The 22,567-nt window shown below is 62.7% G+C and carries 22 protein-coding genes; 12 read left to right on the top strand and 10 right to left on the bottom strand.

The genetic code is table 11. The features are described from left to right. Positions 1–22: 22 nt before the first annotated feature. From DFR48_RS18835 to DFR48_RS18810, 6 genes are read right to left on the bottom strand one after another with little or no spacing between them, the layout of a single operon-like run. On the bottom strand, positions 23–880 hold the full coding sequence (locus DFR48_RS18835) for a triphosphoribosyl-dephospho-CoA synthase (protein WP_114364763.1): 858 nt from the start codon (positions 878–880) through the stop codon (positions 23–25). Further along, a complete protein-coding gene (locus DFR48_RS18830; protein ID WP_114364762.1) occupies positions 880–1,809 on the bottom strand; it encodes an ATP-grasp domain-containing protein in 930 nt (309 codons plus the stop codon). The genes DFR48_RS18835 and DFR48_RS18830 overlap by 1 nt, the downstream gene beginning before the upstream one ends. A 1-nt stretch (position 1,810) precedes the next feature. Next, positions 1,811–2,770, bottom strand: a complete 960-nt coding sequence (gene mch / locus DFR48_RS18825) for a methenyltetrahydromethanopterin cyclohydrolase (protein WP_114364761.1) — start codon at positions 2,768–2,770, stop codon at positions 1,811–1,813. After that, positions 2,767–3,870, bottom strand: coding sequence for an ATP-grasp domain-containing protein (locus DFR48_RS18820; protein WP_245415661.1), 1,104 nt, complete (start codon positions 3,868–3,870; stop codon positions 2,767–2,769). Before DFR48_RS18820 ends, mch begins: the two co-directional genes overlap by 4 nt. Before the next feature lie 4 nt (positions 3,871–3,874). Then, positions 3,875–4,768, bottom strand: a complete 894-nt coding sequence (locus tag DFR48_RS18815; RefSeq protein ID WP_114364760.1) for an NAD(P)-dependent methylenetetrahydromethanopterin dehydrogenase — start codon at positions 4,766–4,768, stop codon at positions 3,875–3,877. 15 nt (positions 4,769–4,783) lie between these two features. Continuing rightward, a complete protein-coding gene (locus DFR48_RS18810; RefSeq protein WP_114364759.1) occupies positions 4,784–5,770 on the bottom strand; it encodes a beta-ribofuranosylaminobenzene 5'-phosphate synthase family protein in 987 nt (328 codons plus the stop codon). 103 nt (positions 5,771–5,873) lie between these two features. On the opposite strand from DFR48_RS18810, the gene DFR48_RS18805 reads away from it, so the two are divergent. The 7 genes from DFR48_RS18805 to DFR48_RS18775 all read left to right on the top strand — a co-directional run bounded on the left by DFR48_RS18805 (position 5,874) and on the right by DFR48_RS18775 (position 13,378). Continuing rightward, positions 5,874–6,272, top strand: a complete 399-nt coding sequence (locus DFR48_RS18805) for a 4a-hydroxytetrahydrobiopterin dehydratase (protein WP_114364821.1) — start codon at positions 5,874–5,876, stop codon at positions 6,270–6,272. Between the two features lie 211 nt (positions 6,273–6,483). Further along, positions 6,484–7,461, top strand: coding sequence for a molybdopterin-binding domain-containing protein (locus tag DFR48_RS18800; RefSeq protein ID WP_114364758.1), 978 nt, complete (start codon positions 6,484–6,486; stop codon positions 7,459–7,461). Beyond that, complete coding sequence (locus DFR48_RS18795) at positions 7,455–9,086, top strand: formylmethanofuran dehydrogenase subunit A (protein ID WP_114364757.1); 1,632 nt, start codon at positions 7,455–7,457, stop codon at positions 9,084–9,086. Before DFR48_RS18800 ends, DFR48_RS18795 begins: the two co-directional genes overlap by 7 nt. Next, entirely contained in the window at positions 9,074–9,982 is a 909-nt protein-coding gene (gene fhcD / locus DFR48_RS18790; RefSeq protein WP_114364756.1) for a formylmethanofuran--tetrahydromethanopterin N-formyltransferase, read from the top strand. The genes DFR48_RS18795 and fhcD overlap by 13 nt, the downstream gene beginning before the upstream one ends. Continuing rightward, positions 9,979–10,794, top strand: coding sequence for a formylmethanofuran dehydrogenase subunit C (locus DFR48_RS18785; RefSeq protein WP_114364755.1), 816 nt, complete (start codon positions 9,979–9,981; stop codon positions 10,792–10,794). The genes fhcD and DFR48_RS18785 overlap by 4 nt, the downstream gene beginning before the upstream one ends. A 386-nt stretch (positions 10,795–11,180) precedes the next feature. After that, on the top strand, positions 11,181–11,942 hold the full coding sequence (locus DFR48_RS18780; protein ID WP_245415660.1) for a pseudouridine synthase: 762 nt from the start codon (positions 11,181–11,183) through the stop codon (positions 11,940–11,942). A gap of 380 nt (positions 11,943–12,322) precedes the next feature. Then, positions 12,323–13,378: a PAS domain-containing protein gene (locus DFR48_RS18775; protein ID WP_114364753.1), complete on the top strand. Its 1,056-nt coding sequence runs from the start codon at positions 12,323–12,325 to the stop codon at positions 13,376–13,378. Between the two features lie 18 nt (positions 13,379–13,396). On the opposite strand, the gene DFR48_RS18770 is transcribed toward DFR48_RS18775, so the two are convergent. Beyond that, the gene (locus tag DFR48_RS18770; RefSeq protein ID WP_114364752.1) at positions 13,397–14,014 is read right to left on the bottom strand and encodes a DNA-3-methyladenine glycosylase; all 618 of its coding nucleotides are present in this window, start codon (positions 14,012–14,014) and stop codon (positions 13,397–13,399) included. Then, complete coding sequence (locus tag DFR48_RS18765; protein ID WP_114364751.1) at positions 13,986–14,261, bottom strand: hypothetical protein; 276 nt, start codon at positions 14,259–14,261, stop codon at positions 13,986–13,988. The genes DFR48_RS18770 and DFR48_RS18765 overlap by 29 nt, the downstream gene beginning before the upstream one ends. A gap of 217 nt (positions 14,262–14,478) precedes the next feature. On the opposite strand from DFR48_RS18765, the gene DFR48_RS18760 reads away from it, so the two are divergent. The 3 genes from DFR48_RS18760 to DFR48_RS18750 are packed head-to-tail and all read left to right on the top strand — an operon-like array spanning position 14,479 to position 19,460. Beyond that, on the top strand, positions 14,479–15,087 hold the full coding sequence (locus DFR48_RS18760) for a TetR/AcrR family transcriptional regulator (RefSeq protein WP_114364820.1): 609 nt from the start codon (positions 14,479–14,481) through the stop codon (positions 15,085–15,087). A gap of 52 nt (positions 15,088–15,139) precedes the next feature. After that, positions 15,140–16,285, top strand: a complete 1,146-nt coding sequence (locus tag DFR48_RS18755) for an efflux RND transporter periplasmic adaptor subunit (protein ID WP_114364819.1) — start codon at positions 15,140–15,142, stop codon at positions 16,283–16,285. A gap of 37 nt (positions 16,286–16,322) precedes the next feature. Then, on the top strand, positions 16,323–19,460 hold the full coding sequence (locus DFR48_RS18750) for an efflux RND transporter permease subunit (protein ID WP_114364750.1): 3,138 nt from the start codon (positions 16,323–16,325) through the stop codon (positions 19,458–19,460). Between the two features lie 39 nt (positions 19,461–19,499). Here DFR48_RS18750 and DFR48_RS18745 read toward each other — a convergent pair whose 3' ends face one another. Then, positions 19,500–19,877 carry a hypothetical protein gene (locus DFR48_RS18745; RefSeq protein ID WP_114364749.1) on the bottom strand — a complete coding sequence of 126 codons (378 nt, stop codon included), beginning with the start codon at positions 19,875–19,877 and terminating at the stop codon, positions 19,500–19,502. 218 nt (positions 19,878–20,095) lie between these two features. On the opposite strand from DFR48_RS18745, the gene DFR48_RS18740 reads away from it, so the two are divergent. Both DFR48_RS18740 and DFR48_RS18735 read left to right on the top strand, forming a co-directional pair. Further along, on the top strand, positions 20,096–20,329 hold the full coding sequence (locus tag DFR48_RS18740; RefSeq protein ID WP_114364748.1) for a response regulator: 234 nt from the start codon (positions 20,096–20,098) through the stop codon (positions 20,327–20,329). 178 nt (positions 20,330–20,507) lie between these two features. After that, positions 20,508–21,449 carry a 1-phosphofructokinase family hexose kinase gene (locus DFR48_RS18735; RefSeq protein WP_114364747.1) on the top strand — a complete coding sequence of 314 codons (942 nt, stop codon included), beginning with the start codon at positions 20,508–20,510 and terminating at the stop codon, positions 21,447–21,449. 7 nt (positions 21,450–21,456) lie between these two features. Here the strand turns inward: DFR48_RS18735 and DFR48_RS18730 are convergent, their stop codons facing one another. After that, a complete protein-coding gene (locus DFR48_RS18730; RefSeq protein ID WP_114364746.1) occupies positions 21,457–22,566 on the bottom strand; it encodes an ABC transporter ATP-binding protein in 1,110 nt (369 codons plus the stop codon). Position 22,567 lies beyond the last annotated feature (1 nt).

Below are 22,567 nucleotides of genomic sequence, written 5' to 3'. Positions count from 1 at the left end.
CCCAATCTTCCGCCGGAGAAATTCAAGCACTTACCTGCGAATTATGCAAGACGAAGTTGAGCCGCTCGGCGAAAACTGTCGCGACCGTCAGGTCTGCCGACGTTCCGGGGTTGATGTTCTCAGCTTTCAGCCGTCGGTCGAAATCGACAAGCAGCCGCAGGCGTTCCGGTTCGGCGGCGATCTCGCCCAACTGGCCTGCGACCGAAGCCGCCTCCAGACGAATTTCCTCAGCTCTCTCGACACCGTGCTTGCGCGCCACGTGGCTGTCCGGAAATCGCGAGAGAAAGTGGAGATAGGTGAAAACGGTGGGCCACATGCCCGTTTCTCCAACCGCCTCGGCTGTGCGGTAGGCGGCAAGCCCGCCCGAAAAGATGTCGGCGAAGTCGCTGACATACTGTCTGGCGATCATGTCTCGTTCGGCCGCTTCCCGCATGGCGACGAGCAGCGGGACTCTGGGTGGTTCCGCGACGTCGTTTGCAGCCTCGCCGAGCCCGCCCGGCGCGGCGAGTGTGATCGCGCTGAAGACGTCTTCGGCGTCACGGTCGTCCATTGCGCCGAGGACTGCTGCAAGCTCCCCTTGCAGGTCGTTTCCCCCGGCCTCGGCGGCCGTGGCGAGGGGCGCACACAGCAGCACAATCCCGAGATTGGTGTTGGTGCCGACGGCTTCCCGCGTCATCCGGATGGCGTCGAGAACTCGGCGACCGACCGGCCATCCGGGATGGCAGACAGCGCCCGCGGATACCTCGGCGCTGTCCAGAAACTGTTGCGCAGACATGCGGTGTCCGTCGGCGAAGCGATGCACGTTTCCGGGCTTCAGCGCCTCGATCTCCATCCTGCAGGCGTGGCGGTAGGCCGCGTCGATTTCGGCGGGCTGCGGCATCAGGCGGCGGGCCTCTCTCCTTCCGCGGGGGCGATCTGGGACACCAGTGCTTCCGCGATGCTGTCCGCGACCTTGACCGGGATCACCGACTGCAAGCCCGTCCATGCCGGCATGCTGTTGACCTCGAGAAGCTGGAGCCGGCCGTCGGCCGCAGGAATGATGTCGATCCCGGAAAAGTCTGTTCCGATTGCCGCGGCGGCGGAAAGCGCGAGCGTCTCCAGCGCCGGGCGAAGCGGTCCTGTCACAGGCTCCGCCCGTGCGCCCCTTGCTATGTTTGTCACCCAGCCGTCGGCGCGGCGCGCGATCATGCCGAGGACGGCGCCGTTGCAGGTGAACACCCGGTAGTCGCAAAAGGTCGTTCCGGGTCTGGCGACGTATCGTTGCAGATAGTAGACGTCGTCGACCTCGAGCCCGTCCGGCAACTGTTCGACCGTTTCGATCAGCCGCACGCCGCGACCCTGCGAGCCAAAGAGGGGTTTCAAGACCAGCGGGCCCTTCGGCAGTTCGCGCTCGGCGATGGCGCGGGCATTGGCGATCGACTCGACGGCGAAGGTTTCCGGCACCGGAAGGCCGGCGCGGGCCATCAGAAACGTCGTCGTCGATTTGTCGACGCAACGCTCGATCGCTTTTGCCGAGTTCCAGACCGGTATGCCGAGATGGCCGAGCGCATGCAGGATTCCGAGTCGCCGGGTCACGGCCTCGAAACTGCCCGAGGAAATCGAACGGACGACGACCGCCGCCGGCAGCGCCCCATCGAATCCCGGAATGGCGATGCCGGACACATGGCGGGAATCGAAGGCAATGTCGGCGAGCCGCAGGAAGACGGCGTCCATGCCAAGCCGTGCGAAAGCGGCGCTCAATTGTCGTACCTGACTGTCGGTACGATCCGAGGTGATCACGATCTTGTCCCGCAGAACGGGCGGTGTCATTTCAGCCAAGGGACTGCTCCAGCATGTCGATGTTCGTCTTTCCGGCGCGGAAGGTCTCACCGGCCTCGATCGCGGTGACGATCACCTCGGCCGGGCTGAAGAGGTGCGGGTCTATGGCGTAGAAGTCACCATTGAACTTGCGAAAGATCTCCGAGAAGGGCTGGCCGTAGTCGCGCGACCCATCGCTTGTGAGGTTTTCGGCAAGATTCCGGGCAGCCGCCGCGGAACCCCGGACGAACAGCTGGACGAGGCCACCATAGATGATCGCGTCGTTCGTGCGTCCCATTGCCTTCAGGAAGTCGGGATGCGGTGCCGGGATAGGCGCCTTTCCGATGCCGTCGACGATCGCATCCAGCGGGAACTTCAGGTCGTGCGCCTTGTGCAGCGCCACTTCCAGCACGCGGCCGACGATCTGGACGCAGCCGGCGATGCTCTGCGTCGGCGCATAGACGAAGGTGAGCCGGTCCGGCGCGAGCCCGGCGGCCTTGGCCACTTTCTCGACAATGGCGGCGGGCGGCGGGGTTGCGGTCTCGAGAACGACGACAGAGCTTTCGGCTCGCGGTTCCCTGTAACGGATTTCCTCGAAGAGCGGCTCGACGCGGGCGAGCGCCCGCACCGGTCCCGATCCCATGGCGAAGTATTTCTCATGGGTAAGCTGCCATCCGGCGTACTGGCTGCCGAGGCAGGCAAGGACCGGCTGGGACGAGCGGACCTCGATCGAAAGCGGCCAGCGCGAAGAATGTCGGTCAAGACTTACCGATGCGATGCCGAGCCCGCCCATGCAGATTTCTACCATGCGAAGCCCGGCCTCGAGGGAGCCGGGGCTGTGTGCGCCCGCGTCGATCAGGTGTTCGCCGAGGCTGCCGCGGCTGTGGCCGATGCCGAGCCGTCCGGCCTCCGCGATCATGCCGTCGACGACCTTTTGTGCGCTTCTGTTCAGGAAGGCTTCTCCGTCCTTCATCCTGCATACTCCTCCCAATGGGGTGATAGTTCGCTTATTCTGGCCTTGACCGCTCGTTCTGCGGCGGCGGCGGAGCGGGCTTGCGCGAGCACCGTACAGACCGGATCGCCGGCGTCGAGTTCCGATCCCGGACGTTGGTGGTCCGCCGTCAGGGGTGGCCACTGCAGTTCCGGAAAGCGGGGGATCGGCCGCGAGGCATAGGCGATCGCCGACGCCACCGCGCCTCGAAAGACCGGGACCTCGATGCTCTCACCGCGAACGGAGCGAAGATGCTGGGTCAGCAGCGAGGTGTCTTCTCCGTCAAAAATGTCGAGCGTCGCACCCGGACGTGGGTTGATCTCCAGAAGAAACGTTCCTTCCGGTCCATCGATAAAGTCCGCACTGCAGAGGCCGACCAGCCCCGTCCGGGCGACGAGATCGTTCAGCCAGCGGCTGATCTTCCCCCCCTTTTCGCGCGGAAAACGCGGCAGGCGAACGGCTCCGCCATAGCGGAACGGGCTGGCGGCAGAAGGCGAGGGCCACTGGCGGCTATAGCCGACAAGGCGTGCGCAACCTCGTTCGGCGAGGAAAAGGGCGGAGAGACCCACCCCCGGAACGTGTCGCTGGAAATAACTGCCCGTCGGAGAGGGGCCGAAAGACGTGGCCGGTCGCACATGAGAGCCGCCGGCGCCGCCGGGGACCTTCGTCAACCAGCCCCTTCGATCTTTCGGGGGCTCGAAGCGTATCTCCGGATGGGGGATGCCGATCTCGGCGCAAAACGACGCAAGTGACAAGGGATCCTTCACGCGCCGGATCGCATCGGCGCTGTTGCCGGCAATTGGGAAAGTCTCGGCTAGCATGTCGATGATCTCCGGCCTGCGTTCGAAGCCAGAGCCATAGACGAGTGCCTCCGGCCTGTCCTGTCCGACAAGTTTCCGGAGGCTCGGGAGGATCTCCCGGCCGTCGATCCCGTCGTTGAGGCTGCCCGGCAGGATCGTCGCCCGTTCCGCGAGCCGGCAGGTATCGGTGTCGTTGAAGAGATCGGCGACTAGTGGGCGGTATCCTGCGCGGCGTGCTGCTGCTGCGAGCGACCGCCCGGAAATCGCCACCACCAGGATCATGGGGCTATTTGGCGAGGCTGCGGGCAAGGGTGAATGCATCCTGAAAATCAAAGACGACGGGTTTTTCGGCGGAGATCATCCGTGCGAAGAGACCCGCCTGGGTCTTGTACTTGACGTTGCCGATCGACAGTGGCCCGATACCGACTGCTTGTCCGTGGAGGGCTTCTCCGTTGGCATTGACCTTGAGGCCCTCGATGCCCGCGGGCGGAACGGCGTTGACGTCCGCGGCGACGAGGAGTTTTTCGGATGACTGCAGCTGCTCCGACGATATCACCTGTACGCCCGCCTTCGCTGCCGTCAACACGATTTCCGCCTCGGTGAGTATCGCCCTCTTGTCGTCCTCTGTCGATCCGTCAACCGCTTCGACATTGACGCCGAAGCGATCCTTGACCGAATGGGCGATGTGCCGGACGCGTTCGACGCCGTCATGGCCAGCGATGGTGACCGCGGCGCCTTCCCTGGCCGCGATGACCGCGGTGCAGTAGCCGACGACGCCGGTCGCACCGAAGATCGCCACCTTTGCTCCGTTCAGGTCGCGGCTGTGGTGTTTCGCCAGCGCCTTCTCGACCTTTGCCACCATCGCGGCCGCTGTCGTGAAGGACCCGGCAGGATCGGCGAACACCGAAACCTCGAAAGGCGGGACCATGGCCCTCTTCGCTGCATCGAGCATGTCGAGCGCCAGCGCCGCGTCCTTGCCTGCAAGGAATATCCCCGTCGCCACGCCCGCATCCGGAGGCCGCGAGAAGATCGCATCCTGCACGAGATTGCCCACATCTGCGAGCGTTACGTCGGTGTACGGGATGACGTGGTCATATCCGGCGTCGAGTGCCATGTTCACGTCGAAGGGGCTCATCTGCTTCAGCGGCGTGAGCATGTGGAGAATGGTCTTGCGGCTCAAGGTTCTTGTTCCTCCTCAGTGAATGCGCCCTTGTCTCAGACCGAACTGCGGCGGCATCACCGTCTGGGTGATTTTTGCGCCGAGGTTTCGTGCAGGCACGATGCGGGTACTGAGACCCGGCTCATCGATGCCGGCGTCATCGACGATCTGTTCGGCTGCCTCCTGCGACTCGGTAAAGGCAAAACCGGTCGGACCCCACGAACTCTGTCCGATGCCGACCGCGCCGTGAACCGCAAGCTTGCGGACGGCAGTTTCGACCGCCTTGCTGGTGAACAGCCCTCCCTGCGCGGGAGCAAAGTAGCGTCCGATTTCCGCCTGGATAGTCTCCACGGCCTTGCCGAAGGCGGCAAGATCGCCTTCGATCAGGGAAGGCATCAGTGCCATCAGCGTCGTGCGGCAGATGGTCGAGGAGCTTGTCTCGGCAAACGGGGGAAGAGCGCTGAAGGCGGCGATCTCGGCTTCTCCGTGGATCCCCTGATGGTGATGGTCGAACACGAGAATGACGCGCCAGTTCTCGGGAAAGGGAATTCGCGAGATCACGGTGGGCGCCTGGTCGTCCTGCCCCTTGCCGGCGTCGATGATCAGTCCACCCCGATCGAATGCGGCGATGCCGATGCCGGAGCGCGTGCCGCGGCCGAGAAAGACGGCGTCGTCGCGAATGGCGAACGGGAGTTCGTGTAGCGTCCGCAATGCTGCGGAGACCGCAAGCGCGAGCTGTGTTCCCGATCCGAGTCCGGAGTGACTCGGGATCGTACGGTGCACGATCACCTTGTGGTGACCGTCAATACCGAGATGGGCGCTAAGCTTGGCTATATGCGCGCGAATGCGTGCTTGTTCTCCGCCTTCGACACTCGTCTCGCGTGCTCTGGCGACCGTCAGGACGGTGGAAATGGTCTCGAGGGGAAGGCCTATGCTGCCGAAACGCCCACTCGTCTTTCCCGGAATGTCGAGGAAACCGAGGTGCAAGCGCGCAGGGACCTGAATAGTGACGGAGTCCGACATTTGATGCAATTCTAACAATCTAGAATATCGGGCCCGAGAATATGATATCGTCTTTTGATCGCAGCGCAAGCGGCGTGATCGAAGAATGAGGGAGGTCATGTCGATGAACGACCGCACCGATGCCGCCGGCAAGGCGGACCGTGTCTATTCCGAAGCCGAGATCCTCGAAAGGCTGAAGCGTGAACTGCCGCACTGGCGTTACGAGGACGGCTGGCTGCGCCGCAAGTACAAGACCCACAGCTGGAAATCGACGCTGATGGTCATCAACACGGTCGGCCATCTGGCCGAAGCCGCCTGGCATCATCCCGATCTCAAGGCATCCTATGCCTGGGTCGAGGTCAAGCTGATGACGCATTTGGCCAAGGGGATCACCGACAAGGACTTCGAACTTGCCCGCAAGATCGAAGAGGTTGTTCAGTGGCAGCCCGGCAAGGAAGGCGGAGCCCTGGAAGGTACCCCGCGGACGGATCAGCGATTTGCCTACTTGAAGTACGACGACTGATCGGCGATTTTGCTTCTGGGCGGGGGTTCACTTTCTCAGAGAATTGGCTAGAATCTAGACCGGCACCAGAAAGTTGTGGGGTATGTCGGTTGCGTGGATAGGCAACCAGGCAGTTTCATTGACAGCCGCAATTCAGGAGACGGCAAAGCTTCTGGTGTCGTGCCGCTGCCCGGTTATTTCAGTTGATTCGGATATTCATGGTTGCCGAAGTGTGGTCGCGCTGGCCGAACGGGTCGGAGCGACTTACGATCACGTTCGCGGAAGCGAACTCGCCGAAGAGGCGGCACTCTTCACCGACCACGGCGGCTTCTTCACGACCCCGCTCGAAGCCCGCCGCAGGGCGGACCTGATTGTCCTCGTTGGCGAAATTCCGGCCGCTCATCACGAACTCCTTCTGTCCTGGCATGCCGCGCGTCCCGACCTGGGGCCTTCGCAGAAGCGGCGCTGGTTCCACATATCGGGGGCAAGGCGCGAGGATACGGCATCCGAGATCTCCGCCGTGCTGAAACGCGTGAAGGCGAGCGTCGTCGAAGCTTCCGGCCAACCGCTCGCCGCCGTTCTCGCCGCCGTGCGGGCCGGTCTCGGCGGCAGGAAGAGCATCGGTGCCGTCGAGGGGTTTGATGACTTGGCGGCCGCTCTCGGCAAGGCCGCATTTCCCGTCTTTGTCTTCTCTGGTCGGCAGCAGGGGCTTTCCACGCTCGCCATGCTGCAGGGACTGGTTGGTGATCTCAATCGCAGCCGCCGCGCGACCAGTCTCTTCCTGCCCTCCGACGATCGTGCCTGGGGTCTCGCGCTCGCATCGGTCTGGATGACAGGCTTTCCGCCGCGCACCGGCTTCGGTACGGGCAAGCCGGTCTACGATCCACAGCTCTCGGACGTGACGCGGATGATCACAGAACAGGAGGCGGACCTGCATCTCTGGATCTCTGAGGCGGAGGGCGATAAGCCGGTGCATCGCCCTGGCCTGCCGCTCGTCGCCTTTGTTCCGGGCGAGGCTGCGGTTTCCGGGGCAGCGGTAACGATCACCGTCGGACGGGCCGGTGTCGACCACGATGGCGTCTTCTATTCGAGCCGTATGGGAACGCTGTCGGCCGTGAAGGCGTCCGCGCCCTCGTATCGTCCGAGTGTTTCCGGGGTTCTCCGCGAACTGGCGGATGCTCTGCCGGAGAAGGAGGCGCTGCCGTGCTGATCCGACTGGCGGGAGGAGAGGTCGTCGACCCGGTGAACGGTGAAAGCCGCCGGCGGGACCTGTGGATTTGCGATGGATTGATCGTCGAGAAGCCGGAAGGCCGACGTGCCGACAAGACCTTCGACGTTTCCGGCTGCGTGGTGATGGCCGGGGCGATCGACATTCATTCCCATGTCGGTGGTGGCAATGTGAACACGGCGCGTCTGCTGCTGCCCGAGCACCATCGCGCACATCAGGCGCGCCCTCAGCACACCCCGCTTTCGAACGCCGGCTGGTCGACCTTCCGGACCGGGACGCTCTATGCGCAGATGGGCTTTACCACGGTGGTCGAGCCGGCGATGAACCCGCTCAACGCACTCCACACCCATCTGGAGCTTGCAGATATCCCGATCATCGACAAGGCGACGCTTGCGATCCTCGGCAATGACGATTTCCTTCTTTCAATGATCCGGGACGATGCGCCGGCGGCGATGATCGACGACTACGTCGCCTGGACCGTCTCGTCTTCCCGATCACTGGGTGTGAAGGTCATCAATGCTGGCGGTGCTGCGGCCTTCAAGGAAAACGTTCGCGCCTTCTCCTTCGACGATGTGGTGCCGGCCTACGGGGTCAGCTCGCGCAGGATCGTCAAGACCCTGCAGGCGGCCGTCGGCCGCCTCGGCATTCCGCATCCGCTCCACGTTCATGCCAACAATCTCGGCATCCCCGGAAACGCCGCGACGGCGGCCGAGACGATCAACGCCGCCGAGGGGGAACGGCTGCATTTGGCGCACCTGCAGTTCTACGGCTACGGGACCGAAGGGAAACGCGGCTTCTCCTCTGAGGCGGCCCGTCTCGCCGAACTCGTCAACGGAAACCCCGAGGTCACCATCGACGTCGGTCAGGTGATGTTCGGCCAGACGGTGACGATCTCCGCGGACGTCATCCGTCAATTCTCGGCCGTCGGCCACGCGAGCCCGCGCAAATCCGTCATCTATGACGGCGATGCGAACGGAGGGGGGATCGTTCCCTACCGCTACAGGCAGGATTATTACGGCTCGCTGCAATGGGCGATCGGGCTCGAACTCTTCCTGCTGATTACCGATCCCTGGCGCGTGTTCTTCACGACGGATCATCCGAACGGTGCGCCGTTCACCACCTATCCGGAGCTTTTCGAACTCCTGATGAGCCGCGAGGCGCGGGACATCCAATCGGAAAAGCTCAACCAGGCGGCGCTGAAGCACTCGACGCTGTCTTCGATCGCGCGTGAATACACGTTCGACGAGATTGCCATCATGACCCGAGCCGCGCCGGCGAGGCTCCTCGGGTTCAAGGATCGTGGCCATCTCGGCCCCGGTTCCATAGCCGACGTTGCGGTCTATAGAAGGGGCAAGGACATCGCCAGGATGTTCCGCGAGGCGGCGCTGGTGTTCAAGAACGGCGAGCTCGTCGTCGAGGATGGCGTCGTGACCCACTATCGGTGGGGCAAGGCGCTCCGCCTCAACCCCACTCCTGATACGGCGATGACCCGCCGGCTCGGCGACTATTTCGAAAGCCGCTACGGGCTCGGCCTCGACTGGTTCACGTTTCCGGAGACGGCAATCGCCCGCACCGATGCCTTTGCGGAGGTTCCATGCAACAGCTGATCCGCAATGGCGTCGTGATCGACGATACATTTGCCGAAGCCTTCGGCATGCGGGCGACCGCCATCATCATCACCGCTCCCACTCTCAAGTGGGCACGTCAGGCGGCGATCACCATGACCGGCTTTGCCACCTCTGTCATCGGATGCGGATGCGAGGCGGGCATCGATATGGACGTGCCTGAAACCGCGACGCCGGACGGTCGTCCCGGCTGCCGGGTCATGCTGTTCGCGATGGGGACGGACGAGTTGCAGAAGCAGCTGAAAACGCGTCTGGGTCAGTGCGTGTTGACCTCGCCTGGCAGTGCCTGCTTCGCCGGTCTGGAAGGCAGCGCACCGCTCGATCTTGGTTCGGCGCTCCGCTATTTCGGCGACGGCTGGCAGATATCCAAGAAGTTCGGCGGCAAGCACTACTGGCGTGTCCCCGTGATGGACGGGGAGTTCCTCTGCGAGGCCACGACGGGGCTGACCAAGCAGGCGGTGGGCGGCGGCAACATGCTGCTTCTCGCTGCCGACTGGGCAAAGGCTCTCAGGGCCGCGGAGACCGCCGTTGCCGCCATTGAGAAGGTTCCGGGCGTCATCATGCCCTTTCCGGGCGGGATCGTGCGTTCCGGCTCGAAGGTCGGCGGTAAGTACAAGGGGATGATGGCGTCGACCAACGACGCTTTTGCGCCGACGCTCAAGGGAGCGGTGAAGACGGCGCTCGATGCCGGCACCAACGCAGTGCTGGAGATCGTGATCGACGGCGAGACCAGCGATGCCGTCGCGGACGCGATGCGTGCGGGACTGAAGGCCGTCGTCAAGCTCGGACCGAAACAAGGGGCACTCAGGATCAGCGCCGGCAATTACGGCGGCAAGCTCGGCAAGTTCCATTACCACCTCAAGGAGCTGCTGCCATGAAGCCGCTGACGTTTACGCTTCTCGCGGAACCCGGGGAAAGGCTCGATCTATCCGCGCTCGTTCCGGATCGTTTGGCAGGTCAGCCGGTGTCGGAGATCGCCGCCCTTCCGGTCGGAACGACGCGGACCGGCATCAGGGTCGGCGACCTCTTCAGGATAACGGGCAAGGATGCATCGTCCCTCGTCTTTGACGGAGGATCGCGGCGCTTCGATCAGGTCGGCGCGGGCATGACGTCCGGCAGTGTCCGGGTCGTCGGTGATGTCGGCTTCAGGGCGGGCCGGACAATGGGCGGCGGTACGCTGGTCATCGAAGGCAACGCCGGCGAGGAACTCGGTTCTGGTCTCTCTGGCGGCCGCATCAAGGTGGCGGGCAATGTCGGTGATCGCCTCGGTGCTCCGTTGGCAGGTGAGCTGCAGGGTGTGAGCGGCGGAACGATCGTCGTGCGTGGCAAAGCCGGGCATCGCGCCGGCGAAAGGATGCGGCGCGGATTGATCGCGGTGCTCAAGGGATGCGGCGATCATCTCGGGCTCGGCATGATTGCCGGAACCATCGTCGTGACCGGGCGGGTCGGCGTCATGCCGGGCTATCTCATGAAACGGGGTTCGCTGCTCCTCGATCGGCGACCGGAGGTGCTCTCGCCGACCTTCGTCGATTGCGGAAATGCCGATATCGCCTTCTCCGGTCTGTTCGACCGCTTCCTGATGGCGGAGAAGATCCTCGACAAGCCGTTGCTGGGAACTGCACCGACCCGCATCTGCGGTGACAATGCAGTGCTCGGCAAGGGCGAGATCCTGTTTCGCCGCGGACGGTGAGCTTTCCATCCGAACCTCTTGCTTGACTTGTCGCGCTGTTCGATCAATGGCCTTTATAACAAGTCTCGATGATATGAACCGATTGCGCCGGACGATTTTGGTTTCCGGCCAGGAGAAAACCGCAATCGGACCTTACGGTCCGGTGAGGATTTTTGACGACGACCGGGGAGCAAAATCGCCCGGTCCTTCGGATGGGCCGGATTTCGCCCGCCGGCTTTGTCGCAATCCTCGCGCGATGCTGCGGCATCGCTCTGCGGTATGCTTCGCGCCGGACGGACGCCTCCGGTCCCACGCAATCGGTTCATATCATCGAGACTTGGTATTTGTCGTCGTGATCCGTCACGGCGGTAAGTCCGAACAACTTCGAACCGGTGCGGAAACCACTCGTGGCAAGATCGGCAAAAGGCGGAACAGGCAACCGGGTTACGATCACCCGCGCGCTTTCAAAGCTCGGCTATTGTTCCCGCACCCAGGCGGAAAGGCTGCTGGCGGAAGGGCGGATCTCGATCGGCGGCAAGCCCGTCACCGATTTCGAGACCTGGGTGGATATCCGGTCGGATCGCATTGAGGTCGACGGCCGACCGATTGCTGCGGAAGAAAAGACCTATGTGATGCTGAACAAGCCGCGTGGCCTGGTCACCACCAGGGACGATCCGGAGGGCAGGGAGACGGTCTATTCCTGCCTCAAGGATGCGGGATTCGGCTTTCTCTCCCCTGTCGGGCGGCTCGACAAGGCGAGCGAAGGCTTGCTGCTTTTCACCAATGATACGGTGTTTTCCCAGCGCCTTCTGGACCCGGCGACCCACGTGCCCAAGATCTACCACGTGCAAGTCGGCGGGCGCCTCGACGACCGCCAGGTCAGGCAGCTGGAGACTGGCGTGCCGGTGGAGGGGGAGACATGGCGTGCCGCTTCGGTCCGGATCATCCGTCAGGGGGAAAAGAACACCTGGCTCGAGGTGAGGCTGGAGGAAGGGCGCAACCGTCAGATCCGTCGGATGCTGGAGTCGATCGGCGTCGAGTGCCTGCGCCTTGTCCGCGTGGCGATCGGTGACGTCGAGCTTGGCGACCTGCCGAAAGGCGACGTCCGTCGCCTGACGGCGAACGAGATTGCGATCCTGAACAAGGCGACGGGACTCGACGGCCGTTGACGTTCAGTCCACCGCTGTGCGGCAGAGCCTTGGCTTCGGCAGCCTTATGGTTCAGCGGATACTTGAATTGCTGACCTGCACATAAAAGCGGCAAATTGTCCTCCGGGGTCGTCTCCTTTCGGTGGAGCCATGCGTTTGGTGGGATGCACCAAAAAAGGTCGTATTCTCATTACCTCGTGTGTGTGGGGAAATTTTTCATATAGATCATTAGCTTGCGGAATGTGGGGGTGATGATGCGAGTCCACGCGGTACGCAGAACGTCTAATTTCAGCTTTTCCTTTCGTAGCGTATTCGTAAGTAGATCAAGGGAGGGCTGGTTTGCCGCCGGGTCGTCCCCATCTATTGCTGCGGCGAAACTCTTCGGGACTGTTTGGGCAGGAATGAATACCGTCATTGTTTTCGACAGACATGCGCTCGCACAATTCCGGGCAGATCATCCCTGGTTGCACCTCTCCGACGATGTCATCGAAGTTTCCCTCTATCTGGACGACAACGGAGCTCCTTTGCGTCTTGTCGGGAAACGGTTGAACGACGATCTCCTCGATGAGGTCGATTGCGACCGCTTGCCGGCTGCGACGGCCTTTGCCATCGTGCGCTGCGCGCCGGCGCTCGGGAAGGCGAGGGCGTGGACGCCGGCCGGCGAACAGGACGTCTGGCGCATTTTGCAGGAGCTGTTCGACACGCCGTTCGATGCGACGGGGCATGCGTCCGCTGCAAACAAGGTTCGGAACGACCTGCTCGATCAAGGCTACCGGATCGCTCGCCAGTTGACGCTAGAAGTGCTGAACTCACGTGCCATCAAGACGGAAGAGCCGGCGGAGCGGTTGCGCCTGTGTCGGGCGGCCGGCTCTGTGCCGCGGTCCCTGGCCGAGGTTGGGGAGGCGCACAGGCCCCTCTTTATGGAGGCGGACACCTGGAGGATGGTGGCCGTCCTCAGGGACGAGTTTCTGCTCACCGGCAGCAAAGGCCATTTGACCGCGGTTTCGACCCCGACAATTGGCAGGCGGGACATCCCTGCGGGCTTGCAGAAAGTCATCGACGAGACCCTCTTTGACACAGCGCCCATTGCCTTCTCGGTATCCACGACGGGATATCAGGACTCCCGCTTCATAAGGGTGAACCAGTCCTATCTGGATCTGGTCGGACGTTCCTGGGCGGAACTTGACGGTTGCAAGATGCTGGAAAGCGGCGTGGCCGTCGACAGCGCAGGTCGCAAGCGCCGATTGGAACTGCTCCAGCAGCAGGGCGGCTACAGTTCCGAAAGGGCTGAGATTCGGGTGGCTGGCGGTGGGGTGCTTCCCGTCCTCATTTCCGCCAAACGCCTGGTCGTTTCGGGCGAAGCCTATGACCTCGAAGCCATCTCTGCCATCCGCGGGGATACGTGCGTATCGCTCGGCTCTGGCAACGTAGTGCGCCTGCTGCAACCAGCCGGCTGATGGGACGGCGGGACCGGACTAGCGGGAAGGCAAGTCCGGAAACTTCCGGCTCAGGAAGGATGATCCCGCGAGCCCGAAGCGCCATGGCCGTTCGACTGCTTTGGTGATGCCTATTCTCCTGCCGACCGCGACCGGCAGCCGCCCTGCCGGTAACGCAAAGCCGAAGGGTGGGGAGAGCAGGGGTAGGCCGTCGTGGTCCCGCGTGACCGCCAGTGCCTGGCACAGCCGGCCCGGACCGGCACAAAGGTCCCCGAGGTCGCTTCGGCCGCGCCGCATCTGCATCTTCTCAATGTTCCAGGCAGGCTCGATTGCCCGGATCAGGACGGCACTTGCCGGACGGCAGACGACGTTGAGGCACCAGTGAATTCCATAGGAACGATAGACGTAGACGTGGCCGGCCGGGCCGAACATCGAACGGTTGCGCGGCGTCTCGCCGCTGAAACTGTGCGAGGCCGGATCGTCGGGTTCGTAGGCCTCCGTTTCGACTATGGTGCCGCCGACGCCCTCGAGTGTGAGCATCGCCCCGATGAGATCCCGCGCGACATCGACGGCGCTGCGATCGAAGAAGCCGTCGAGGTCTTGTTCTTCCGGCGATGGGAACTGCGGCTCAGAAGTCCGGGAAGATGGCTCTGACATAGCGCCTGATGATCGTGAGGCTCCTGTCCGGTTCGATACGGTAGACCTCGATGACGGTCCGGCCGAACCGGTCCTCAAAACGGTGTTCGAAGGTGCTGCCGACCGGCGCCTTCGTCAGTTTCGTGCGGGGCTGCCCGCCATAGGTGATGCTGCCCGGCACGGGCTCCAGTCGCGGACCGCCGAGGTGCGGCGTCGCCGTACAGGACGAAAGCACGACCGCAGTCAAAACGGCAATGGCTCTTCGCATGCCTGTTCTCCTTGAATGATCGCCTTAGCTAACGCCACCAACGGCGTCACCGCAAGGATGTTCCGCGACATTTCGGCCGACGCCGGCAAGTCGCGCCGCCGCATGACCGGTCTTGTTGCGCGCGGCGTGTCGGGGATCCGATGTTGACAGATGGGTATTGTTGTCTTACGACTGACGAAATATGAAAAACGTCACTCGTAACTTCAAGGCGCAGCAGATGCCCGAACCCGCCGATTCCACGGTAGAAAACGCCCGGCACGAAAACGTCACGCGCATCCTTGATGCGGCGGAACGGCTGTTCCGCCACTACGGCTACTACAAGACCAATGTCGCCGATATCGCGAAGGACCTCGGCATGTCGCCGGCAAACGTCTACCGGTTCTTCTCGTCGAAGGCCGAAATTCACCAGGCTTTGGCGAAGCGCATGCTGGATGCCGGCTATGAAGCCGCCCTGGCGATTGCTCGTCTGCCGGTCAGTGCGGAGGAAAGGCTCCGTCGGTACGGCCATGCGATGCACAACATGACGGTCGAGACGATGCTCGATCAGGAGAAGGTCCACGAGATGGTGGTTGTCGCCATCGAGGAGGAGTGGCCGGTCGTCGACGCGCATGTCACCCGCCTCGACGAGGTGATTACCTCGATTATCAGGGATGGGATCGACACCGGCGAGTTTCCTCCGCAGGACCCGGAAGCCGCCGGGCGCTGCTTCAGCGCATGTCTTTCCATCCTCATTCATCCGCAGATGGTGACCCAATGCTTGATGAAGCAGAACCGTCCGAATGCTGAAGAGCTGATCGAGTTCGCTCTGAAGGCGGTGAAGAACTAGACCCGGTCGCAAACGCCGGCCCATCAAGCTGAAAAGTCAGGAGCATAGTATGATGTCGAGTGTCAACGGACTCGCCGGTAGGCTGCTGATCGGCCTGTCTCTGATCATGACGGCGGCGTTGACCACCGGGTGCAGCGAAGAGGAAAGCAAGGCCGAACCTATTGTTCGCCCCGTCAAGGTGATCGAAGTCGCGGCCGCCGAGAAGGGGCGCAAGCTGGAATATTCGGGCGCGGTCAAGGCTCGTTACGAAATCAATCTCGCCTTCCGCGTCAATGGGAAGATCACAGAGCGTCCGGTCGATGTCGGCGACAGGGTCGGGCCGGGGGATGTTCTCGCGCGCCTCGACTCGGCTGATTACGAGCTTGCGGTCACTCGTGCCGAGGCCGATCTTCGCTCGGCTGCGAAGCAGGTTGGTACGCTCAAGCTGTTCAAGCAGCGTGCCGAGACCCTTTATGCGAAGAATGCGGCATCGAAATCCGAACTCGACCAGCGAACGCTTGCTTATGATCAGGCACTCTCTACCGAGCAGTCGGCCATTTCCGCCCTCGAACAGGCAAGAAACCAGGTCGCCTATGCCACACTTTACGCTGACATGGTCGGCATCGTCACGGCGGTCAACGGCGAGCCGGGTCAGGTGGTCGGGTCGGGTACCCCGGTCGTGACGATTGCGATGGACGGGGAGAAGGAGGTCCAGGTGGCCGTGCCGGAGACCGAGATCGCGAACTTCGCGACCGGTGCCGCCGTGAAGGTTCGGTTCTGGTCGCAGCAGGGCATGGTGCTCGACGGCACCGTTCGCGAGGTCGCCGGCAGCGCCGATCCCCGTTCACGGACCTTTTCCGTGCGCGTCCGCATCCCCGACGACCCGCGCGTGCTGCTTGGAATGACCGCGACCGTCGAGACGGAGGTCGGCGGTGGCTCCGCAGGCTTCGATATTCCCTTGAGCGCACTTGCGGAAAAGGGCGATGGACCCGTCGTATGGGTGGTCGATCGGGCAGCCGGCACCGTTCATCCGCGTTCCGTCAGGCTCGGCGAATTCTCCGACAATGGCGTGCGGGTGAGCGAGGGTCTTTCCGCCGGCGAGATGGTCGTGTCAGCTGGCACCCAGTTCATGAGCGACAGTCTGAAAGTGAAAGTCTCGCCTGAAGATGCGCAGCAGGCGGCAGCGAACGCCGCACCGGCTGCCGTCGTGGCGCGCTGACGCCGTTCCCGAAACGTCTCCAGCAAAGGGCTTCCCTATGAGCACGTCCGACCAAGAAAAGACGCCGTTCAATCTGTCGCGCTGGGCGATCGCTCACGGCAGTCTCGCGCGTTTCCTCTTTGCGCTGATCATCGTGGCGGGTGCGCTCGCGATCGCCAACATGGGGCAGAAAGAAGACCCCGACTTCACGTTTCGGGTCATGGTCGTCCAGACTGTCTGGCCTGGCGCCAGTATCGAGGAAATGCAGGACCAGGTCGTCAACAAGATCGAACGGAAGCTGCAGGAGACGCCGCATCTCGACTACATCCGCTCCTATACGCGCGCCGGGATGGCGATCACGACCGTCAACATCAAGGGCGACACCGATGCAGCGGAGGTCATGGATGCCTTCTACCAGGTTCGCAAGAAGGTCGGCGACATCGAGCAGGAACTGCCCGACGGCCTGATGGGCCCCTATTTCAACGACGAATTCGGCGACACCTTTGTCACCATGCATGCTCTCTCCGGCGATGGCTACAGCTTCCCGGAACTCAAGGATTTCGCCATTCGTGCACGCGACATGCTGCTTGCTACCCCCGGAGTCGAGAAGGCGGTGATCCTCGGTGATCAGCCGAGGCAGATCCACATCGACGTCTCCTCCAAGGTGCTTGCAGAGCGCGGGCTGACACTCGCTGATCTGCAGGCCGCGCTTGCCGGGCAGAACAATGTCGACTCGGCGGGCTCGATCGAGACCGCCTCACGATCCGTGCGCGTTTCCGTCGAAGGGGACGTGCGCTCGGAAGACGACGTGCGCGAGCTGCGGATCAAGGCGGGCGGCCAGGTCATACGTCTCGGCGACATTGCTTACGTCTCGTCCGGGCTTGCCGAACCCTATACGCGGAAGTTCCGTTTCAACGGACGCGACAGCGTACAGATCGGTGTCGTTATGGCGCCGGGCTTCAAGGTGACGGATGTCGGCAAGGCAATCGAGGCGACTTATGAGCGTTTCACCGCATCGATGCCGGTCGGCGTCTCCGTCGACCAGATTTCCAATCAGCCGGAGGTGGTGCATGAGGCTGTCGGTGAGTTTTCCAGGGCTTTGATGGAAGCGCTGGTCATCGTGCTGGTCGTCTCGCTTCTGTCGATCGGCTGGCGATCGGGCATGGTCATCGCAATCACCATACCGTTGGTGCTCGCCGCCACGCTGGCCATCATGTACCAGCTCGGGATCGAGCTGCAGCGCATATCGCTCGGCGCCCTGATCATCGCGCTCGGGTTGCTCGTCGACGATGCCATGATCGTCGTGGAACTGATGGAGCGGAAGCTCGAGGAGGGGCTGGAGAAACTCGACGCCGCCACGTTCGCCTATTCGTCGACCGCCTTTCCGATGCTGACCGGCACGTTGATTACGACGGCCGGCTTCATTCCCGTGGGTTTTGCGGCGTCGACCGCGGGCGAGTATGTCCGGTCGCTCTTCTATGTGGTCGGAATTGCGCTCGTCACGTCGTGGTTCGTCGCCGTCTATTTCACGCCGTGGCTCGGCCACATGATCCTCAAGCAGAGGGCACATGCGGGCCAGGGACATCACGATGTCTTCGATACACCGTTCTATCGTCGGCTGCAGGTGGCGGTCGGCTGGGCAGTCCGGCATCGCATCATCGTCTTGACGCTGACACTTGCGGCCTTCGTGGCGAGCCTCTTCTCGTTCACCTTCATCACCCAGAGCTTCTTCCCGAGGTCTTCTCGTCCGGAAATCCTCGTGGACATGTGGCTGCCCGAGGGGACCAGCGTGCTCGAGGTCGAGCGGCAGGCAAAAGCGCTTGAGGAACGTGTTCTCGACGATCCGGACAAGACCTTCGTCGCCACCTATATCGGCGAAGGCATCCCGCGTTTCTTTCTGCCGCTCGATCAACAGCTCACCAATCCCAACTTTGCACAGCTGCTGGTGATGGCGAAGGACGAGGACGCCCGGGAGCGGATGATCGGCAAGCTGCGCGGAATACTGGCGGAGGATTTCCCATCCGTTCGATCGAAGGTCGATCGACTCTTTCTCGGCCCGCCGGTCGGCTGGCCGGTGCAGATCCGTGTCGTCGGACCGGAGCGTGGCGAAGTCCGCGCCATTGCGGACAAGGTGAAGGACTATTTTGCGAACGATCCCCTGATCGGAACCATTCACGACGACTGGCTGGAGCCGGTGACGACGATGAAACTCGTCATCGACCAGGACAGGGCGCGGGCCCTCGGCGTCACCTCGCAGCGTGTCAGGCAGATGATCCAGGCTGCGGTTTCCGGCGTTCCGCTCGACACCTTCCGCGATGGCGAGGAGACGGTCTCGATCGTGGCTCGTGAGCCGGATACCTCCCGGAGCCTGCTCTCTGCCGTCCAGTCCGTCTACGTCCCGACCGACTACGGCGGCTTCGTTCCGGTTTCCCAGATTGCCCGCCTCGAGCCGGTGCTGGAACAGGGCATAGAATGGCGCCGCAATCGTCTTCCGGCGATCACCGTGCGCGGTACGATCCCGGACGGTGCGGAAGGCAGCGAGGTCGGCACCGCGATCTTCGAACGGATGAAGGACCTACGCGACAGCCTGCCGGCGGGCTATGCGATCGAGATCCAGGGCGGTGCGGAGGAATCGGCCGAGAGCCAGGCGTCTATCGCCGCCAAGGTGCCGATCATGCTGCTGGTCACGCTGGTTCTCCTGATGGTGCAATTGCAGCATTTCGGCAAGGCGCTGCTGGTGCTGGCGACCGGTCCCCTCGGCATTATCGGCGCGGCTGCCGCGCTGCTGATCACCGGGGCGCCCTTCGGCTTCGTCGCCATTCTCGGAGTGATCGCGCTTCTCGGCATCATCATCCGCAATTCGATCATCCTTATCGACCAGATCGATCAGGACATTGCCGCCGGCTTCTCGCGGCAGGAAGCGATCGTCGGCGCGGCCGTGCGGCGCTTCCGGCCGATCGTGCTGACGGCGATGACCGCGGTGCTTGCGCTCATTCCCATTTCGCGCGGCGTTTTCTGGGGACCGCTCGCCTATGCGATGATGGGCGGCATCCTCGTGGCGACGCTGTTGACGGTCTTTGCGCTTCCCGCGGGCTATGCCCTATTCTTCGGGCGCGAACCGAAGAAGAAGGGCAGTAAGCCCGAAGAGACGCCTCACACCATCGGAAAGGAGCAGCTGCCGCTTGCTGCGGAATGAACGACCGGCGGATTGTGGTCGGGTGCCAGGCATCGACCATCAGTTCTTGGTGGCGTGGGTCGCGCCCGGCGTCGATGAATAGGAAGCCGATACCGGGTCGCTTGCCGGGAACGTATCCTCAAGTCCCTCCTGCAGTTCTTCCTCCAGAACGGCGGCGTCGCCTCTGGTGCGGGCACTCGGCGTCCACTTTTCGGCGCTTTCGCCTGCCGTCGCACCCCCTTCTTCCCCGCCGGCCATTCCTCCGACCTGCAGGAGCAGAACTTTGGCTTTCTCCATGGCGTTCAGCCGATTCAGTTGGCCGCTTTCGGACTGGCGCATCAAGACCGAAATGACCTCCCCCCCATCGCCGACGAACTCGACGGTATAACCACCCTTGCCGCCCATTTCTTCATGGACCTGAATTCCGATAACTTGCATCGCTCTTCTCCGCTGCTGTGCCCTGGTCGGGGAACGCTATTGACTGGCGGAAGTTCCCCGACGTTCTTTTGCCGGGCTGCGGTAGTGCTTTGACATGCCGGGCCACACAACGCCGTGCCAATCTGAAGCAAAGTTTTGTTTATCATATTCAATTTGTAAATGAGAAAATACTGAACAAGGAGAGGCGCGTTGCGTTCTGGCACCAATGGAGCCCGCAGATGGGCAGGACGCAAGGCCTCATACTGATTGTCGAAGACGACGCCTTCGTTGCCATGGACGCCGCCGACAACGTGGCACTCGCCAGCATGGAGGCGGACACCGCCGAGAGCGTCCCGGACGCGCTCGGCATCCCCGAGCGCGAGGAAGTCTCAGCCGCCATCCTCGATTTCCACGTCCGCGACGGAACAGTGACACCGGTGATCGAACGGTTGCACGGACGTCCTCACCGCTGACGTTATTTGCGTTTACCTGTTGGACAACGAAGCATGCTAAGAAGCACAGGGTGGCCGGGCAGGCCTTGCGGATCCGGGTCGCAACGATCCGCCCCGCGAGCCGGCCTCGAGCTTCCTTCGCAGCGGCGGAAAAGTTCTCCATCCCCGGAATTGGTATATTGAGGCGCTAGCAACAGGCATGGCAAAGATACTTTCGATCGCACTCAATCCGGCCATCGATATCGCGAGCGAAGCGGAGCAGATACGCCACACGCACAAGACGAGAACCCATAACCAGCAACAGTTTCCGGGCGGCGGTGGCATCAACGTTGCCCGTGTGATCGCCGAGCTCGGCGGTGAATGCGACCTCGTCTATCTTTCCGGCGGGGCGACGGGCGAACTGCTCGAGAACATGTTGAAACGCATCCGTGTGCGGCACTTCCCGGTCCACATCAAGGATCCGGTGCGCATTGCCTACATGGTGCACGAGGCGTCGACTGGGCTTGAATACCGTTTCGTGCCGGAGGGGCCGATCGTCAGCGAGGAAGAGGTGAAGCCCCTTTTCGATTTCATCGAAAAGAGCGATGCGGAGTATTTCATCGCGAGCGGCAGTTTGCCGCGCGGCGTCGAAACGGACATCTACTCGCGCATGGCCGACATCGCGGCGCGCAAGGGAGCGCGGTTCATCCTGGACACTTCCGGCGACGCGTTGAAGGTAACCTTGTCGAGGTCGCGGGTCTTTCTGGTGAAGCCGAGCGTCGGGGAGCTCGAAGGTCTGGTGGGGCGCCGGCTCGACCACAGCACGGCCGGCGAGGCCGCGCGTGAAATCGTCGAGAGCGGCGCGGCACAATATGTCGCGCTCACGATGGGCAAGGACGGAGCCCTGCTGGCGACTGCCGATGACGTCGTGCGGTTTCCAGCGATCAAGGTGCCTGTTCAGTCGGCGGTCGGGGCCGGCGACAGTTTTGTGGCTGCGATGACCTGGTCACTGGCAGAGGGGCACGATATCGGCGAAGCATTTCGTTTCGGGCTTGCCGCAGGCGCCGCCGCAGTGATGACGCAGGGAACAGAGCTCTGTCGCAGACAGGACGTGCTGGACCTTTACGCCGCCCATGCAGCGAAGGCCAAGGCACGGCGCTGACCGTGCTCTAGAGGCGGTTGCCGCTCCTTGCGTCGAACAGCTTCGCCTTCGCCATGTTGACTTCGAAGGAGAAGAATTCGCCCGGCTTCACCTTCTCCTCCGGCCGCACCCTTGCAATCGCTTCCATGCCGCCCAGCGTAAAGACGAGCATGGTATCCGGTCCGGTCGGCTCCACGACGTCGACCTTGCGCTCGAAGACGAACGTCTCTCCATCGGCAGCGCCGTGAGCGCCCCTGTGGGCAATCGTTTCCGGACGCATGCCGAGATAGACCTCGTCACCGAGCCGGTCCGCAACCTTTTCCGCCTGAGCCGGCGAGAGCGGAAACTGGACGGTTCCTTCCTCGTCGCTCACTTCGATCACGGTGCCGCCGTTCCTGGCCACCCGACCGCGCACGATATTCATCGATGGTGAACCCATGAAGCCTGCGACGAAGAGGTCGACGGGGTTCTCGTAGATTTCCTCGGGCGTGCCGAACTGGCGGATGTGACCATTGTCCATCACAGCGATGCGGGACGCGAGCGTCATCGCCTCGATCTGGTCGTGGGTGACGTAGATGATCGTCTTGCCCAACCTCAGGTGAAGCTTCTTGACTTCAGTGCGCATCTCGACGCGGAGCTTGGCATCGAGATTGGAAAGCGGTTCGTCGAAGAGGAAGACGTCCGGATTGCGCACCAGTGCCCGCCCCATAGCGACACGCTGGCGCTGCCCGCCGGAAAGCTGTCCGGGCTTGCGGTCGAGGAGCTGGTCGATGTGTAGCAGTTGCGACACGTCGCCGAGAGCCTCCTCCTGCACGCTGCGTTCGATGCCGCGGGTCTGCATGCCGAAGGTGATGTTCTCGCGCACGGATTTGGTCGGATAAAGCGCGTAGGATTGGAACACCATCGCGATGTTTCGGTCCTTCGGAGGAATGTCGTTGACGACGTCCTCGCCGATGCGGATGTCGCCGCTGGTCAGGGTTTCGAGGCCGGCCACCAGATTGAGCAGAGTGGACTTGCCGCAACCGGACGGACCGACGAGGACGACGAACTCTCCGTCCTCAATGTCGATGTCCACGCCCTTGATGACTTCGACCGAGCCGAACTTCTTCCAGACGTTGCGCAGTTCCACCCGAGCCATC

The sequence above is a fragment of the Ciceribacter lividus genome (assembly GCF_003337715.1).
Lineage (GTDB): Bacteria > Pseudomonadota > Alphaproteobacteria > Rhizobiales > Rhizobiaceae > Allorhizobium > Allorhizobium lividum.
Note: the sequence above shows the minus strand (reverse complement) of the source record. Positions and strands in the feature narration are given on the sequence as shown.

What these genes read in the sequence shown, in the direction of transcription:
- fhcD (WP_114364756.1), top strand. Translation starts at nt 9,074, where the DNA reads ATGCAACAGCTGATCCGCAATGGCGTCGTGATCGACGATACATTTGCC.
- DFR48_RS18820 (WP_245415661.1), bottom strand. Translation starts at nt 3,870, where the DNA reads ATGATCCTGGTGGTGGCGATTTCCGGGCGGTCGCTCGCAGCAGCAGCA.
- DFR48_RS18735 (WP_114364747.1), top strand. Translation starts at nt 20,508, where the DNA reads ATGGCAAAGATACTTTCGATCGCACTCAATCCGGCCATCGATATCGCG.
- mch (WP_114364761.1), bottom strand. Translation starts at nt 2,770, where the DNA reads ATGAAGGACGGAGAAGCCTTCCTGAACAGAAGCGCACAAAAGGTCGTC.
- DFR48_RS18755 (WP_114364819.1), top strand. Translation starts at nt 15,140, where the DNA reads ATGTCGAGTGTCAACGGACTCGCCGGTAGGCTGCTGATCGGCCTGTCT.
- DFR48_RS18835 (WP_114364763.1), bottom strand. Translation starts at nt 880, where the DNA reads ATGCCGCAGCCCGCCGAAATCGACGCGGCCTACCGCCACGCCTGCAGG.
- DFR48_RS18750 (WP_114364750.1), top strand. Translation starts at nt 16,323, where the DNA reads ATGAGCACGTCCGACCAAGAAAAGACGCCGTTCAATCTGTCGCGCTGG.
- DFR48_RS18805 (WP_114364821.1), top strand. Translation starts at nt 5,874, where the DNA reads ATGAACGACCGCACCGATGCCGCCGGCAAGGCGGACCGTGTCTATTCC.
- DFR48_RS18740 (WP_114364748.1), top strand. Translation starts at nt 20,096, where the DNA reads ATGGGCAGGACGCAAGGCCTCATACTGATTGTCGAAGACGACGCCTTC.
- DFR48_RS18730 (WP_114364746.1), bottom strand. Translation starts at nt 22,566, where the DNA reads ATGGCTCGGGTGGAACTGCGCAACGTCTGGAAGAAGTTCGGCTCGGTC.
- DFR48_RS18775 (WP_114364753.1), top strand. Translation starts at nt 12,323, where the DNA reads ATGAATACCGTCATTGTTTTCGACAGACATGCGCTCGCACAATTCCGG.
- DFR48_RS18830 (WP_114364762.1), bottom strand. Translation starts at nt 1,809, where the DNA reads ATGACACCGCCCGTTCTGCGGGACAAGATCGTGATCACCTCGGATCGT.
- DFR48_RS18745 (WP_114364749.1), bottom strand. Translation starts at nt 19,877, where the DNA reads ATGCAAGTTATCGGAATTCAGGTCCATGAAGAAATGGGCGGCAAGGGT.
- DFR48_RS18765 (WP_114364751.1), bottom strand. Translation starts at nt 14,261, where the DNA reads ATGCGAAGAGCCATTGCCGTTTTGACTGCGGTCGTGCTTTCGTCCTGT.
- DFR48_RS18785 (WP_114364755.1), top strand. Translation starts at nt 9,979, where the DNA reads ATGAAGCCGCTGACGTTTACGCTTCTCGCGGAACCCGGGGAAAGGCTC.
- DFR48_RS18760 (WP_114364820.1), top strand. Translation starts at nt 14,479, where the DNA reads ATGCCCGAACCCGCCGATTCCACGGTAGAAAACGCCCGGCACGAAAAC.
- DFR48_RS18810 (WP_114364759.1), bottom strand. Translation starts at nt 5,770, where the DNA reads ATGTCGGACTCCGTCACTATTCAGGTCCCTGCGCGCTTGCACCTCGGT.
- DFR48_RS18770 (WP_114364752.1), bottom strand. Translation starts at nt 14,014, where the DNA reads ATGTCAGAGCCATCTTCCCGGACTTCTGAGCCGCAGTTCCCATCGCCG.